Source organism: Streptomyces hiroshimensis (genome assembly GCF_014650335.1).
Taxonomy (GTDB): Bacteria; Actinomycetota; Actinomycetes; order Streptomycetales; family Streptomycetaceae; genus Streptomyces; species Streptomyces hiroshimensis.
Genome location: NZ_BMUT01000021.1, coordinates 52,170 through 65,984 on the forward strand (window position 1 = coordinate 52,170; position 13,815 = coordinate 65,984).

The following is a 13,815-nucleotide window of genomic DNA, read 5'->3' on the forward strand; positions in this document are numbered from 1 at the left end:
CACAGCGCCGGGCGGGCCGCCTCGCGGTTCCCGGACTCCGCCGACGCCGACGCCGACACCGGCGTCAGGCGCGGGCGGGCGCCCAGCGCCGCCCGTTCCGCAGGTTCTCCAGCCCCGTCCAGGCGAAGTTCATCAGCGTCTCCGCCGTCTGCCGTTCGCAGGAGGCGGCGCCGTCGCGCCCGTTGGACCACCCGGCGAGCGACTCGGCCGCGCCCACCAGGGCGTGGGCGAGCCCGGCGACCTCGACCTCGGGCAGCGGCTCGGGGCAGCCGCCGGCCTCGGCCGTCTCCGTGATCAGCCGGGTGACGACGTCCACGAGCCGCTGCCGCAGGGCGGCCACCTCCAGCGCGAACGGCTCCCCGTGGGTGCGCGCCTGGCAGTGCAGGACCGCCCAGCCGTCGGGGTGCGCGGCGGTGTGCGCGAAGAACCCGCGCAGCCCGTTCCACAGCCGCCGGTCGGCCGGGGCGCCCGGGTCCACGGACGCCTGGACGGCCGCGATGAGCGCCTCGGCCTCGCGCCGGATGCAGGCGCTGAAGAGGTCTTCCTTCGAGTGCAGGTAGAGGTAGACCAGGGGCTTGGACGCCCCGGCCAGCTCGGCTATCTCGTCCATCGACGCGGCCCGGTACCCGCGCCGCGCGAAGACGGCCACGGCGGCGTCGAGCATCTGGCGCTCGCGCACCTCCCGCGGCATGCGCTTCGTCCTGCCCCTCGGCTTCCCCTGGGCCTGAAGTACGTCGGTCTGTGCAGCATTCACGACAAACATCCCTCCGCCCCCGTCACGTTACCGGCAGGTAATGTTACGGGGTGGAGGGATGCGGGGTAGGGCCGTTCGGTCCACTCCCTACGGACGAGTCAGTCAAGATCCCGTCAGGCGGCCGCGGACCGGCCCCGTCGGACGGCCGGAACCCGGCCCGTCACGCCGCCACGGGCTGGGGCTGAACGTCCACACGGGACTCGCCGTCCTCCAGGTGGGAACCGTCGGCCGACGCGTACGCCGCGCGGTCCAGGATCCCCTCCCGGGAGGCCACCAGGATCGGGACGACCGACTGGCCGGCGACATTGGTGGCGGTGCGCATCATGTCCACGATCGGGTCGATCGCCAGCAGCAGACCCACACCCGCCATCGGCAGGCCCAGCGTCGACAGCGTCAGGGTCAGCATCACCGTCGCACCGGTCAGACCGGCGGTCGCGGCCGAGCCGATCACCGAGACGAAGGCGATCAGGATGTAGTCCTTGACCTCCAGCGGCACGTCGAAGACCTGGGCGACGAAGATCGCGGCGATGGCCGGGTAGATCGAGGCGCAGCCGTCCATCTTGGTCGTCGAGCCGAACGGCACCGCGAAGGACGCGTACTCCTTGGGCACACCCAGGCGCTCGGTGACCTTCTGCGTCAGCGGCATCGTGCCGACCGAGGAGCGGGAGACGAAGGCCAGCTGGATGGCCGGCCAGGCGCCCTTGAAGAACTGCAGCGGGTTGACCTTGGCGACGCCGGCCAGCAGCAGCGGGTAGACGCCGAACAGCACGATGGCGCAGCCCACGTAGATGTCCGCGGTGAACGTCGCGTACTTGCTGAGCAGGTTCCAGCCGTACGTGGAGATGGCCGTGCCGACCAGGCCGAGCGTGCCCAGCGGGGCGAGCTTGATGACCCACCACAGGGCCTTCTGCAGCAGCTCCAGCACGGAGTGGCTGAGGGTGAGGACCGGCTTCGCCTTCTCGCCGGTCTTCAGGATCGCGACGCCCACGACCACGGCCATGAAGACGATCTGCAGGACCTTGAGCTCGGTGAAGGGCGTGACGATGTCGGTCGGGACGATCCCGGTGAGGAAGTCGATCCAGGAGCCGTGCTTCTTGGGCTCGGCGCCGTCGGCGGCGGTCAGGCCGGTGCCCGCGCCCGGGTCGGTGAGCAGGCCGATGCCCAGGCCGATGACGACCGCGATCAGCGACGTGATCATGAACCACATCAGGGTGCGGGTGGCCAGCCGGGCGGCGTTGGAGACGTTCCGCAGGTTGGTGATCGACACCAGGATCGCGAAGAACACCAGCGGCGCGATGACCAGCATCAGCAGCTGGACGAAGATGTCGCCGATCTTGCCCAGCGTGGTGGAGAGCCAGGAGATGTCACCGCTCTTGGCGGCCCAGCCGAGCAGGGCGCCGAGGACGAGACCGAGCAGGATCTGGGCCCAGAACGGGACGTTGGGTATGCGCCGGCGCGAGGACGCCGCGGAGGACGAGGGTGTCGATGACAACGGAAGCTCCGGTTACAGACGGAAGAAAAAGGGCGTGAGGTGCCGGGGAAATCCGTTTGCGCAGGATCTCCGGCCGCGGTGGACATGACGTCAGCGGCGACAACAGGCCGCGTTGACACAGCGGCAAAGATCGACGTGCAGGCGCGCCACGAGCACGGGGCCCGTGGGGAACGAGTGCGCTACTGCTGTCTTCATGTCCAATACGTTAACACTCGGACTTTGAGGAGCTCAAAGCTCTTCTTTGGGTTCGCGGACCTCTCGCGGGCCCCTCACGGGTGGCCGGAAACGCCGGTGCCCCGGCGCAGAGCGGGAAGCTCCACGCCGGGGCACCGGCGGAAATCGGGCAAACGTGACGAGGCTTACACCCGGTCTTCCTGACCGGCGTTGGCGTTGATCGCCGCCTTCGCCCGGTCCACGCGCTCGACGATCTGCACGGACATCGCATCGCGCTGCTTGCGCAGCAGCACCCAGCTCAGCGGCGCCGACAGGACCAGCGCGAGCAGGACCATCCACAGGAAGTTCGAGTTGTTCGCGCCCAGCGGGATGACATGGGCGTAGCAGAGCACGTAGACGACCGCGAAGCAGCCGATGAGCAGGCCGAATCGCAGGGCGGTGTAGCGGAGCGACGCGTACTTCTGGCTACTCACGGGCGGGACCTTCTCCTCGACGACGACCGAAGGGGGCACGTTCTTCAGTCAAACCGGTTCAGTCAAACCAGTACAGCACGCCCCGAAGTGGATCTCAGAGGCGCATCGCCTGCGGCGATTCGCGCAGCGAGGCGTCCGGGCCGGGGTACTCGCGGATGATCTCGTACCGGGTGTTGCGCTCGACCGGGCGGAAGCCCGCCTCGCGGATCAGCTCCAGCAGATCGTCACGGGTGAGCTTGTTGGGCGTGCCGTAGTTGTCCGCATCGTGCGTGATCTTGTACTCGACGACCGAGCCGTCCATGTCGTCCGCACCGTGCTGCAGCGCGAGCTGCGCGGTCTGCACGCCGTGCATCACCCAGAACACCTTGACGTGCGGCACGTTGTCGAACAGCAGCCGCGAGACCGCGAAGGTCTTCAGCGCCTCGGCGCCCGTCGCCATCGTCGTCCGGGCCTGCAGGCGGTTACGGACCTTGCCGTCCTTCATGTCCACGAAGTCGTGCTGGTAGCGCAGCGGGATGAAGACGTGGAAGCCGCCGGTCTCGTCCTGCAGCTCACGCAGCCGCAGGACGTGGTCGACGCGGTGGCGCGGCTCCTCGATGTGCCCGTAGAGCATGGTCGCCGGGCCCTTGAGGCCCTTGGAGTGCGCCAGGCGGTGGATGCGCGACCAGTCCTCCCAGTGGGTGTCGTGGTCGACGATGTGCTGGCGGACCTCCCAGTCGAAGATCTCCGCGCCGCCGCCGGTCAGCGACTCCAGACCGGCGTCGATCAGCTCGTCGAGGATCTCGTCGGCCGGCAGGCCGGAGATCTTCTCGAAGTGCTGGATCTCGGTGGCGGTGAAGGCCTTCAGCGAGACGTTCGGCAGCGCCTCCTTGAGGGCCTTCAGCGAGCGCGGGTAGTAGCGCCAGGGCAGCGTCGGGTGCAGACCGTTGACGATGTGCAGCTCGGTGAGGTTCTCGCTCTCCATCGCCTTCGCGAGGCGCACGGCCTCCTCGATGCGCATCGTGTACGCGTCCTTCTCGCCCGGCTTGCGCTGGAACGAGCAGTACGCGCACGACGCCGTGCACACGTTCGTCATGTTCAGATGACGGTTGACGTTGAAGTGGACGACGTCGCCGTTCTTCTGCGTGCGGACGTGGTGGGCGAGCCCGCCCAGCCAGGCCAGGTCGTCGGACTCGTAGAGGGCGATGCCGTCCTCACGGGTCAGCCGCTCCCCGGCGAGGACCTTCTCCTCCAGCTCGCGCTTGAGCCCCGCGTCCATGACGTCCGCCTCTCCGATACTTCCGCTTTACGAACTCTCCCGAGCGTATCCCTACGCCTCGTCGGGCAGTTCGCCGACCCGGTTCTCCCACTTCGTGGACAGCACGATCGTGGTACGCGTGCGGGCCACGCCCTTGGTGCCGGAGAGCCGGCGGATGGTGCGCTCCAGGCCGTCCACGTCGCTGACGCGGACCTTGAGCATGTACGAGTCGTCGCCCGCGATGAACCAGCAGTCCTCGATCTCGGCCAGGTCGCGCAGCCGGCGCGCCACGTCCTCGTGGTCGGCGCTGTCCGAGAGCTGCAGGCCGATCAGGGCGGTGACGCCGAGGCCGAGCGACGCGGCGTTGACGGTCGCGCGGTAGCCCGTGATGACGCCGGCCGCCTCCAGGCGGTTGATCCGGTCGGTGACGCTCGGCCCGGAGAGGCCCACCAGCCGGCCCAGTTCCGCGTACGAGGCCCGGCCGTTCTCCCGGAGGGCCTGGATGAGCTGCCTGTCCACCGCGTCCATAACCTGGCACCTTTCAATAATCGGCGAACTCGCCGCGTTTCATGTAGAATCTAAGGCATGCAGGGCTTCGTAGCCCGCAAATCTTCGCTCAACTCGCTAGATCAACGACGATCCTTCAGGAGTGACGTAACCGTGTACACGCTCGAGATGGCCTACGCCCGCATGCGTGAGATGCAGGACCTGGCCAACCGCTCGCGTGCCCACCAGACCGCCGAGCACCGCGCCGAGGCCAAGGCCGCACGCGGCATCAGCCGGGCCGCGCGCGCCAAGAAGCGCTAGTCCCCCTCCGGGGAGCGCGCGCCACCCAGCTCTCCCTTCCACCGGCGGTACAGCCGGTGCGGCACACCCGCCGCATCGAGCACCCGCCCCGCGACGAAGTCCACCAGATCCTGGATGTGCGTCGCACCCGCGTAAAACGCCGGAGAGGCGGGCAGCACCACTGCGCCCGCCTCGTCCAGCGCCACCAGCTGCCGCAGCGTCTGACCGCTCAGCGGCGTCTCCCGCACGGCGACGACCAGCGGCCTCCGCTCCTTGAGCGTCACGCTCGCGACCCGCTGCAGCAGGTCCTTCGACAACCCCAGCGCCACACCGGCCACACAGGCCGTGCTCGCCGGGACGATCAGCATCCCCTTCGCCGGATACGAGCCGGACGACGGCCCCGCGGCGAGATCCCCGGCGGGCCAGTACCGCACGTCGTCGAGCACGGCCTCCCCGAAGTGCGGCTTCCCGTCGGCGCCCAGCACCAGCCACTCGCGCAGGTCGTCCTGCCAGTGCGCGTCGCGGAACTTGATGCCGGTCTCGTCCAGCAGCGTCAGCCGCGATGCGCGGCTCACCACCAGGTCCACGGCCTCCCCGGCCGCCAGCAGCCCCCGCACCACGGCGGCGGCGTACGGCGTACCGGACGCCCCGGACACCCCGACCACCCACGGCCGGCGCTCCGGGCGCTGCGTTACTCGTTCGTACGGCTCCACGCCCCGAGCCTAGCCGCAGGCCCGGGAGCGCCCGCGCGAGGCGGCCCGGCTAGACGCCGAGCCCCCGCGCCACCAGATCCAGCAGGGCGCACACGAAAAGCGCAATGCCGATGAAACCGTTGACCGTGAAAAATGCCCTGTTCAGGCGGGACAGGTCGTGCGGCTTGACGATCGTGTGCTCGTAGAGGAACGCCCCGGCCACGACGGCCAGACCCGCCCAGAAGAACACCCCCGCATCCGTGATCGCCCCGTACCAGGCCAGCAGGCCCGTGGTGATCACATGGCACACGCGGGCGCCGTGCAGCGCCGCCGGGACGCCGAAGCGGGCCGGCGTCGACTTCACCCCGTGCGCACGGTCCGCCATCACGTCCTGGCAGGCGAAGATCAGGTCGAAGCCGCCGATCCACACGCCCACCGCGAGCCCCAGGACCACCGCCTCCCAGGACCACTCCCCCGTCACCGCGAGCCACGCGCCCACCGGGCCCATCGCCTGGGCCAGGCCCAGGATCGCGTGCGGGAAGTCGGTGAATCGTTTCCCGTACGGATAGACCACCATCGGCACGACCGCGATCGGGGCCAGCGCCAGGCACAGCGGGTTCAGCAGGGCCGCCGCGCCCAGGAAGAAGAAGACGGCGATCCCGGCGCCGGTCCACGCCGAGCGCACGGACACCGCACCCGTGACCAGCTCCCGGCCGGCCGTGCGCGGGTTCCGGGCGTCGATCTCACGGTCGATGATGCGGTTGCAGGCCATCGCGAACGTGCGCAGGCCGACCATCGCGACGGTGACCAGCAGCAGCCGCGTCCAGTGGACGTTGCCGTAGGTGCGGAACATCGCGGTGAGGGTGGCGATGTAGGCGAAGGGCAGCGCGAAGACCGAGTGCTCGATCATCACGAGGCGCAGGAAGGCCTTCACCTTGCCGCTCGACGGCGCCGGGCCCGGAGTGAGGACCCCTTCCGCGGACGTCACAGCCCGTACTCCTTCCACCTGCGGTCGACCTTCGCCGCCGTCTCCGGATCGGACTCGACCATCTGCGGCCACCCCCCGTCGCGCGTGTAGCCCTCCTCGGGCCACTTCGCCGTCGCGTCGATGCCCGCCTTGCCGCCCCAGAACTGCTGGTACGAGGCGTGGTCGAGGTGGTCGACGGGGCCCTCGACGACCGTCAGGTCGCGGGCGTAGTCCGTGTTGCCCAGCGCCCGCCAGGACACCTCGTGCAGGTCGTGCACGTCGCAGTCGGCGTCCACCACGATGATCAGCTTGGTCAGCGACATCATGTGCGCGCCCCAGATGGCGTGCATGACCTTCTGCGCGTGCTTGGGGTACTTCTTGTCGATCGAGACGATCGCGCAGTTGTGGAAGCCGCCGGACTCCGGCAGGTGGTAGTCCACGATGTCCGGAATGATGATCTTCAGCAGGGGCAGGAAGAACCGCTCCGTGGCCCGGCCCAGCGGCCCGTCCTCCGTCGGCGGGCGGCCGACCACGATGGACTGCAGCAGCGGCCGCTTGCGCATCGTCACGCAGTCGATCGTCAGCGCCGGGAACGGCTCCTGCGGCGTGTAGAAGCCGGTGTGGTCGCCGAAGGGGCCCTCCGGGAGCATCTCGCCCGGCTCCAGCCAGCCCTCGATGACGACCTCGGCGTTGGCCGGGACCTGCAGCGGGACGGTCTTGCAGTCGACCATCTCGATGCGCTTGCCGGAGATGAAGCCGGCGAAGAGGTACTCGTCGATGTCGCCGGGCAGCGGCGCCGTGGAGGCGTACGTCACGGCCGGCGGGCAGCCGAAGGCGATGGCGACCGGCAGCCGCTCGCCGCGCTTGGCGGCGACCTGGTAGTGGTTGCGGCTGTCCTTGTGGATCTGCCAGTGCATGCCGATGGTGCGCTTGTCGTGGCGCTGCAGGCGGTACAGGCCCAGGTTCCGCACGCCCGTCTCGGGGTGCTTGGTGTGGGTCAGGCCCAGGTTGAAGAAGGAGCCGCCGTCCTCGGGCCAGGTGAAGAGCGCCGGCAGCCGGTCGAGGTCGACGTCGTCGCCGGTGAGGACGACCTCCTGCACCGGAGCGTCCTTGATCTTCCGCGGCGGTACGTGCGTCATCGCGCCGAGCTTGCCGAACGCCTCGCGGATGCCGGTGAAGCCCTGCGGCAGCTCGGGCTTGAGCAGGCCGCCGATCCTGTCGCTGATCTCGTCGTAGGAGCTCAGGCCGAGCGCCTTGAGCAGCCGGCGGTCGGTGCCGAAGACGTTCATGGCGAGCGGCATGGCCGCTCCCTTGACGTTCTCGAAGAGCAGCGCGGGGCCGCCCGCCTTGTTCACCCGGTCGGTGATCTCGCCGATTTCCAGGTACGGATCGACTTCCGCCTTGATGCGCTTGAGGTCGCCGTCGCGCTCCAGCGCCCGGAGGAACGAGCGAAGGTCGTCGTAAGCCATGCGCTCCAGTATCAAGCACGCACTACGCTGGACCGGTAGCGGGGCCGCCGAGCGGCCCGTACCACCGTTCCCGGGGAGCCGTCCGACATGCTCAGGTATCTGCCGTTCCTGCTGATCCTGGCGCTGTGGATCTACGCCTTCGTGGACTGCCTGAACACTCCGGAGAACGAGGTCCGCGGCCTGCCGAAGCTCGGCTGGGTGATCGTGATCCTGCTCTTCGGCGAGGTGCTGATCGGGCCGGTCGCCTGGCTGATCGCGGGCCGTCCGCGCGCCGCGGCCGGGCCGCGGGCCGACCGCGGGGGCCGGCAGTGGGTCGCGCCCGACGACAACCCCGAGTTCCTGAAGTCGCTCCGGCGCGACCAGGGCGACCCGCCGCCCGCGGCCTGACCCGCCCCCGCTCCGCGCACCGAGACGTATGAGGCGTACCTGGAACGCACCGAGACGTACTGACGCCCTGTCAGGCGATTCGCCCGGGCGGCCGTCACCCGGTGTCCAGGGCGTCACCCGCCGTACGGCGTAGGCGCCCATCCCCCGATCGGGTAATAAGAAAAGCCGATCCCGGCCGTCATACGCCGCCCCAGAGATCAACTCGTCCCTCTTCACAGCCATTTGGCACCCCGTTCACACACCCTCTCCTTCCCTTGACGCACCCGTGCCGGGAGAGTCCGGCAGGCCACACTGAGGCCTCACGCGACTCCAGGGAGAGGGGCACACGCCATGCCCGACATGACCCGACGCAGACTCATCGGCTCCGCCGCGGGCGCCGTGGGCGGCGCCGCGGCGCTGTCGCTGCTGCCGCCGAGCGTGCGGCGGGCGGTCGCCGCCGGACCGGCCCGGCGCGGCTCGCTGCGCGACATCGAGCACGTGGTCCTGCTGATGCAGGAGAACCGGTCCTTCGACCACTACTTCGGCACCCTCAAGGGCGTCCGGGGCTTCGCCGACCCCGGCGCCATCAAGCTGCCGGACGGCCGCGACGTCTTCCACCAGCCGGACGAGAAGAACCCCTCCGGCTATCTGCTGCCGTTCCGGCTCGACACGCAGAAGACCAGCGCCCAGGCCATCCCGTCCACCAGCCACGCCTGGTCCGTCCAGCACGAGGCGTGGAACGGCGGGAGGATGGACCGCTGGATGCCGGCGCACCGCAAGGCCGACGGCGCGAACGGGCCGTACGTGATGGGCTACCACACGCGCGAGGACATCCCCTTCCAGTTCGCCCTCGCGGAGGCCTTCACCCTCTGCGACAACTACTTCTGCTCGGTCCTCGGCCCCACCTGGCCCAACCGGCTCTACTGGATGACGGGCACGATCGACCCCGGCGCGAGCCGCGGCGGCCCGGTCATCGACAACACCGCCCCCTCCCCCTACCGCTGGACGACGTACGCGGAGCGGCTGCAGGCGGCGGGCGTCAGCTGGCGCGTCTACCAGGAGGAGGACAACTACGGCTGCAACCTCCTGGAACAGTTCGCGCAGTTCAAGGACGCCAAACCGGGCGATCCCCTGTACGAGCGGGGGATGCGCCGGCTGCCCGCGGGCACCTTCGAGGACGACGCCCGCAACGGCAGGCTGCCGGCCGTCTCCTGGATCATCCCGACCGCCGCGCAGTCCGAGCACCCGCGCTACCTCCCGGCCGCCGGCGCGGACTACGTGGCGAAGAAGATCGAGGCCATCGCCGACAACCCCGAAGTGTGGGCGAAGACGGCGTTCATCCTGAACTACGACGAGAACGACGGGCTCTTCGACCACGTGCCGCCGCCGGTCCCCCCGGAGGGCACGGCGGACGAGTTCGTGGGGAAGCTGCCGATCGGCGGCGGCTTCCGGGTGCCGTGCCTGATCGTCTCGCCGTGGACGGTGGGCGGCTGGGCCGCGGGCGACCCCTTCGACCACACCTCGGTGCTGCGCTTCCTGGAGGTGTGGACGGGGGTGCGGGAGCCGAACATCAGCGCCTGGCGCCGCCGCACCTTCGGCGATCTGACCTCGGCCTTCGGCTTCACCGACAAGGCCACGCGGCCGCCGCGGCTGCCCGCGGACACCAAGGAGCAGCTCGACGAGGCCCGCTGGAAGGTCGCCCACCTGCCCAAGCCCACGCTGCCGGGCGCCCGCCAGCAGCCGCCCGAGCAGGAGAAGGGCAGCCGGCCCAGGCGCTGACCGGCGCCGCGGTTCCGGCGGGCGTCAGCCGTTCCCGCCGCCCGGCGGCTCGCCGGGGTCGCCGGTGCCGCGCAGCTCGTACTCCGCGCGCAGCTTCCGCCACCGTTCGAGGGTCCACCCCGACCAGTCCGCGGGCCGGCCGGCGAGGGCCTCCAGCAGGTACTCGAAGTGGTGGTGCCAGCCCGCCAGGCAGTCCAGGCGGACGTTGTCGGGGCCGGTGAACTCGTTGGTGAAGTGCAGCAGGGTGCCGCCGACGCTGGCCGGGGCGTCCTCCAGCTCGAAGCGGATCCGGCCGTGGATCTCGACGGTGTACTCGGCCAGCCGCTCCGGCTGCCAGGCGGTGACGCGGCCGGGGGCGACCGTCGCGTGCCCGGCCGCGTCGGTGTTCTGCCAGCGCAGGGTGATGGCCCCGCCCTCGCGCTGCTCGAAGGGCTCGGCCGCGGCCAGCCAGGTCGGCAGGCCCTCGGGGGTGGCGACGGCCAGCCACACCTCGGCCCGGGGGAAGGGGAGCGACAGCTCGTAGCGCAGCAGGTGGCTGTCCTCGCCCCGGGGCTCGGACTTGCCGTACAGGGAGGGGATCTCCATGGGTCCAGCTCTACCACCGCGGCCCGCCTCCCGCGCTCCGGAGAGGGCGGGAAACGGGCCGTACGGGGGCTGCTGTGCGCAGTGCGGGTGAGTGCTCAGACGCCGGCGTAGGAGTGCTTGCCGGTGACGAAGATGTTCACGCCGTAGTAGTTGAAGATGTAGCAGCCGAACGCGGCGAGCGCGATGTAGGCGGCCTTGCGGCCCTTCCAGCCGGCGGTCGCGCGGGCGTGCAGGTAGCAGGCGTAGGCGACCCAGGTGATGAAGGACCAGACCTCCTTGGGGTCCCAGCCCCAGTAGCGGCCCCAGGCGGCCTCGGCCCAGATGGCGCCGGCGACGATCGTGAAGGTCCACAGCGGGAAGACCGTCGCGTTGATGCGGTAGCCCAGCTTGTCGAGGCTGGCGGCGGAGGGCAGGCGCGACATCGGGTTGTCGGTGTACAGCGCGAGCTTGGCCTTGAAGCGGGCGTACTTGCGGTCCTGCGGCAGCTCGTCCAGGTGGCGGCGCAGGCCGGCGCCGGTGCGGCCCTCGACCAGGCGGGCCTCGTAGCCGTCGCGGAAGAGGTAGAGCAGGGTGGAGCAGGCGCCGACCCAGAAGGCGGCGCCGCACAGGATCGCGGTGGAGACGTGGATCCACAGCCAGTACGAGTGCAGGGCCGGGACGAGCTGGTCGCTCTCGGTGTAGAGCACGGAGACGGCGAGGCCGAGGTCGAGGAGGATCGTGGTGACCAGCGGCAGGCCGATCCAGCGCACGTTCTTCTTGGCGGCCAGCAGGCCGAGGTAGACGCCGACGACCGTCATGCCGAAGGTCGTGGAGAACTCGTACATGTTGCCCCAGGGCGCCCGCTCCACGGACAGCGCCCGGGTGAGCACCGAGCCGGCGTGCAGCAGGAAGGACAGCACGGTCAGCGAGATGGCGATGCGGCCGTAGACGTCGCCCTTCTCGCTGGTGCCGGCCGCGCCCGGGCCGTCGGGCACGTCGCGGCGGCCGGCGGCGGATCGGGTGACGACCTTGGGGCGCTCCAGGACGGCGGTGCCGCCCCCCTGCGCGCTCGCGGCGGCCGCGGCACCTGCGCCGGCGCCCGCCTCGGCGGTGATCGCGGCGGCGGTGCGGCCGACGGCGCTGCGGCTGCCGAACACCCACTCCGCGATGTGGGCGAGGAAGGCCAGGGTGTAGACGGCCATGGCCGAATAGATCAGCACATTGCTGATGTGGGCCAGGTTCTCGTTGGCTGCGGCAGCGATGGGGATCACGCGCGCGCTCCTTCGGATGCTGCGGAGGAATCCGCGGACTCGGCGGACTCCGCGGGGTCGGGGGCGTCCGTGGCGGTTACGGGCGGGGCGTCGGCCTGCAGCTCGGCTGCGAGGTCGGCGAGCTCCTCGGGGAGCTTGGCGGACTCGCTGCGGCCGAGGCCGGCCATCTCGACGACGGTGTGCCCGTCCGCACCCCGCACCGCCCGCACCCACACGCGGCGGCGCTGGATGAACAGGGAGCCGGCGACTCCGACGAGGGCCACGAGCGCGCCGACGAGGGCGGTGGCGTTGCCGGGCTGCTGGGAGATCTGGAAGGTGGCCCAGGGCTTGATGCCGTCGAACTTCAGGGTGCCGCCGTCGGGCAGCGTCATGGTGTCGCCGACCTTGAGGGCCTGCGCGAAGGGGTTGCCGTCCTTGTTCTTGAACTGCTGCATCTTGGACACGTCGAGCTGGTAGACGTTCTGCGGCGTGCCGGCGTCGGTGCCGAGGCTGCCGTGGTAGGCCGTCAGGACGAGCCGCGGATTGTCCAGGTCGGGGAACTGGGACAGCATCGTGCCGGTCTTCAGGTCCATGGTGGGCACGAAGTTGCCCTTGAAGCCGATCTGGTCCTTCTTGCCGTCCTTGGTGCGGTAGTCCCCCACCTTGAGGACGGTCGACTCGGTGATGTTGTTGTCGATGGGCAGCGAGGGGATCCCGCCGCGGAAGGAGATGTCGCCCTGGCCGTCGCGGACGGTGACGACCGGCGCGTAGCCGTGGCCGATCAGGTAGACCTTGGAGCCGGAGGTCTCCAGCGGCTCGTTGACCTTGACCGTCGCCTTGCGGCCGGGGCCGTCGGCGCCCTCGTGGTAGGTGACGTGGGCCTCGTAGGTCCGCGGGGTGCCGCGCTGCGGGCCGGTGCGCTCGTAGCTGGCCTTGAAGCTGTCGAGGTAGAAGCTGAAGGGCTTGAGGTCGTCTGCCTCGAAGAGGGAGCCGGACTTGAAGTCGTCGTACTGGACGAGCGTATTGGCGAACCCGTCGCCCTCGACGATCAGCTTCTGGCCCTCGGACTTCCACAGCTGCCCGGAGGCGAAGGCGATCAGCATGACGATGAGAGCGATGTGGAAGACGAGATTGCCGGCCTCGCGCAGGTAGCCCTTCTCGGAGGCCACCGCGTCGCCCGCCGCGTCGGTGCGGAAGCGCTTCTTCTTCAGCAGCTTCCGGGCCGCGGCCAGGACCTGCCCGGGGTCGGCGTCCGTGCGCCAGGTGGTGTGGGCGGGCAGCCGCTTGAGGTTGCGCGGGGCGGCCGGCGGGCGGCCGCGCAGCTGGCCGACGAACTGCCAGGTGCGCGGGATGATGCAGCCGACCAGGGACGTGAACAGCAGGATGTAGATCGCGGAGAACCACACCGAGCTGTAGACGTGGAAGAGGCCGAGCTTGTCGTAGAGGGGCCCGAGCGTCTCGTGGCTCTTGCGCCACCCCTCGGCCTTGACCGCGTCCACGCTGGTCTGCGGGACGAGGGAGCCGGGGACGGTGGCGAGGGAGAGCAGGAAGAGCAGGATCAGGGCGACCCGCATGGAGGTCAGCTGCCGCCAGAACCAGCGGACCCAGCCGGTCGTCTCGCGGGCGGCCCAGGCCGCGTATCCGAGCGCCCCGGGCTGCCGGACCCCGCCGAAGGAGCCGGGCACGGCCTGGCCGCGCTCCTCCTCGGGGGCCGTGGACAGCTGCGCGCCGGCGGCGCCGACGTCCTTGTCCTCGGTCTTGCCCTCGGTCTTGTCCCCGCCGGCGGGGGTTGTCTCTGTCGTGCCCATTTAC

General features: G+C 70.3%; 14 protein-coding genes. 3 read left to right on the plus strand and 11 right to left on the minus strand.

All coding sequences use genetic code 11. From position 1 onward, the window contains the following. Nucleotides 1-64: 64 nt before the first annotated feature. The 5 genes from IE241_RS31980 to IE241_RS32000 form a co-directional block, all read right to left on the minus strand. Nucleotides 65-763: a TetR/AcrR family transcriptional regulator gene (locus IE241_RS31980; RefSeq protein WP_373300815.1), complete on the minus strand. Its 699-nt coding sequence runs from the start codon at nucleotides 761-763 to the stop codon at nucleotides 65-67. Nucleotides 764-914: 151 nt separating this feature from the next. After that, nucleotides 915-2,246 (minus strand): dicarboxylate/amino acid:cation symporter, encoded by a 1,332-nt coding sequence (locus tag IE241_RS31985; protein WP_190025367.1) that lies wholly within the window; start codon nucleotides 2,244-2,246, stop codon nucleotides 915-917. Nucleotides 2,247-2,605: 359 nt separating this feature from the next. Beyond that, nucleotides 2,606-2,893: a DUF4229 domain-containing protein gene (locus IE241_RS31990; RefSeq protein WP_190025408.1), complete on the minus strand. Its 288-nt coding sequence runs from the start codon at nucleotides 2,891-2,893 to the stop codon at nucleotides 2,606-2,608. Nucleotides 2,894-2,987: 94 nt separating this feature from the next. Beyond that, nucleotides 2,988-4,151, minus strand: coding sequence for an aminofutalosine synthase MqnE (gene mqnE / locus IE241_RS31995; protein WP_190025368.1), 1,164 nt, complete (start codon nucleotides 4,149-4,151; stop codon nucleotides 2,988-2,990). A 51-nt stretch (nucleotides 4,152-4,202) separates the two neighbouring features. Further along, nucleotides 4,203-4,658 carry an Lrp/AsnC family transcriptional regulator gene (locus tag IE241_RS32000; RefSeq protein ID WP_168093790.1) on the minus strand — a complete coding sequence of 152 codons (456 nt, stop codon included), beginning with the start codon at nucleotides 4,656-4,658 and terminating at the stop codon, nucleotides 4,203-4,205. Between the two features lie 132 nt (nucleotides 4,659-4,790). Here IE241_RS32000 and IE241_RS32005 point away from each other — a divergent pair, with 132 nt between their 5' ends. Then, nucleotides 4,791-4,937, plus strand: a complete 147-nt coding sequence (locus IE241_RS32005; RefSeq protein WP_190025415.1) for a hypothetical protein — start codon at nucleotides 4,791-4,793, stop codon at nucleotides 4,935-4,937. Here the strand turns inward: IE241_RS32005 and IE241_RS32010 are convergent. Genes IE241_RS32010 through IE241_RS32020 form a run of 3 tightly spaced genes read right to left on the minus strand, consistent with a single transcriptional unit; the run spans nucleotide 4,934 to nucleotide 8,044 of the window. After that, nucleotides 4,934-5,629 carry a UbiX family flavin prenyltransferase gene (locus IE241_RS32010; RefSeq protein WP_190025369.1) on the minus strand — a complete coding sequence of 232 codons (696 nt, stop codon included), beginning with the start codon at nucleotides 5,627-5,629 and terminating at the stop codon, nucleotides 4,934-4,936. The two genes, IE241_RS32005 and IE241_RS32010, sit on opposite strands and share 4 nt — an antisense overlap. A gap of 49 nt (nucleotides 5,630-5,678) precedes the next feature. Then, nucleotides 5,679-6,596: a menaquinone biosynthesis prenyltransferase MqnP gene (gene mqnP / locus IE241_RS32015; RefSeq protein ID WP_190025370.1), complete on the minus strand. Its 918-nt coding sequence runs from the start codon at nucleotides 6,594-6,596 to the stop codon at nucleotides 5,679-5,681. After that, complete coding sequence (locus tag IE241_RS32020) at nucleotides 6,593-8,044, minus strand: menaquinone biosynthesis decarboxylase (protein WP_190025371.1); 1,452 nt, start codon at nucleotides 8,042-8,044, stop codon at nucleotides 6,593-6,595. Before IE241_RS32020 ends, mqnP begins: the two co-directional genes overlap by 4 nt. A gap of 87 nt (nucleotides 8,045-8,131) precedes the next feature. On the opposite strand from IE241_RS32020, the gene IE241_RS32025 reads away from it, so the two are divergent. Continuing rightward, nucleotides 8,132-8,431, plus strand: coding sequence for a PLD nuclease N-terminal domain-containing protein (locus IE241_RS32025; RefSeq protein WP_190025372.1), 300 nt, complete (start codon nucleotides 8,132-8,134; stop codon nucleotides 8,429-8,431). 330 nt (nucleotides 8,432-8,761) lie between these two features. Next, nucleotides 8,762-10,189: a phosphocholine-specific phospholipase C gene (locus IE241_RS32030; RefSeq protein WP_190025373.1), complete on the plus strand. Its 1,428-nt coding sequence runs from the start codon at nucleotides 8,762-8,764 to the stop codon at nucleotides 10,187-10,189. A gap of 24 nt (nucleotides 10,190-10,213) precedes the next feature. Here the strand turns inward: IE241_RS32030 and IE241_RS32035 are convergent, their stop codons facing one another. From IE241_RS32035 to resB, 3 genes are all read right to left on the minus strand, one after another. After that, the gene (locus IE241_RS32035; RefSeq protein ID WP_190025374.1) at nucleotides 10,214-10,774 is read right to left on the minus strand and encodes an SRPBCC domain-containing protein; all 561 of its coding nucleotides are present in this window, start codon (nucleotides 10,772-10,774) and stop codon (nucleotides 10,214-10,216) included. Between the two features lie 95 nt (nucleotides 10,775-10,869). Beyond that, nucleotides 10,870-12,021 (minus strand): c-type cytochrome biogenesis protein CcsB, encoded by a 1,152-nt coding sequence (ccsB, locus tag IE241_RS32040; protein WP_190025409.1) that lies wholly within the window; start codon nucleotides 12,019-12,021, stop codon nucleotides 10,870-10,872. Continuing rightward, nucleotides 12,021-13,811, minus strand: coding sequence for a cytochrome c biogenesis protein ResB (gene resB, locus IE241_RS32045; RefSeq protein ID WP_190025375.1), 1,791 nt, complete (start codon nucleotides 13,809-13,811; stop codon nucleotides 12,021-12,023). The genes ccsB and resB overlap by 1 nt, the downstream gene beginning before the upstream one ends. Nucleotides 13,812-13,815: the final 4 nt, after the last annotated feature.

Coding starts and splice junctions, on each gene's coding strand:
- IE241_RS31980 (WP_373300815.1), bottom strand. CDS start 763: ATGTTTGTCGTGAATGCTGCACAGACCGACGTACTTCAGGCCCAGGGG.
- mqnE (WP_190025368.1), bottom strand. CDS start 4,151: ATGGACGCGGGGCTCAAGCGCGAGCTGGAGGAGAAGGTCCTCGCCGGG.
- IE241_RS32000 (WP_168093790.1), bottom strand. CDS start 4,658: ATGGACGCGGTGGACAGGCAGCTCATCCAGGCCCTCCGGGAGAACGGC.
- IE241_RS32020 (WP_190025371.1), bottom strand. CDS start 8,044: ATGGCTTACGACGACCTTCGCTCGTTCCTCCGGGCGCTGGAGCGCGAC.
- IE241_RS32025 (WP_190025372.1), top strand. CDS start 8,132: ATGCTCAGGTATCTGCCGTTCCTGCTGATCCTGGCGCTGTGGATCTAC.
- IE241_RS32030 (WP_190025373.1), top strand. CDS start 8,762: ATGCCCGACATGACCCGACGCAGACTCATCGGCTCCGCCGCGGGCGCC.
- IE241_RS32035 (WP_190025374.1), bottom strand. CDS start 10,774: ATGGAGATCCCCTCCCTGTACGGCAAGTCCGAGCCCCGGGGCGAGGAC.
- resB (WP_190025375.1), bottom strand. CDS start 13,811: ATGGGCACGACAGAGACAACCCCCGCCGGCGGGGACAAGACCGAGGGC.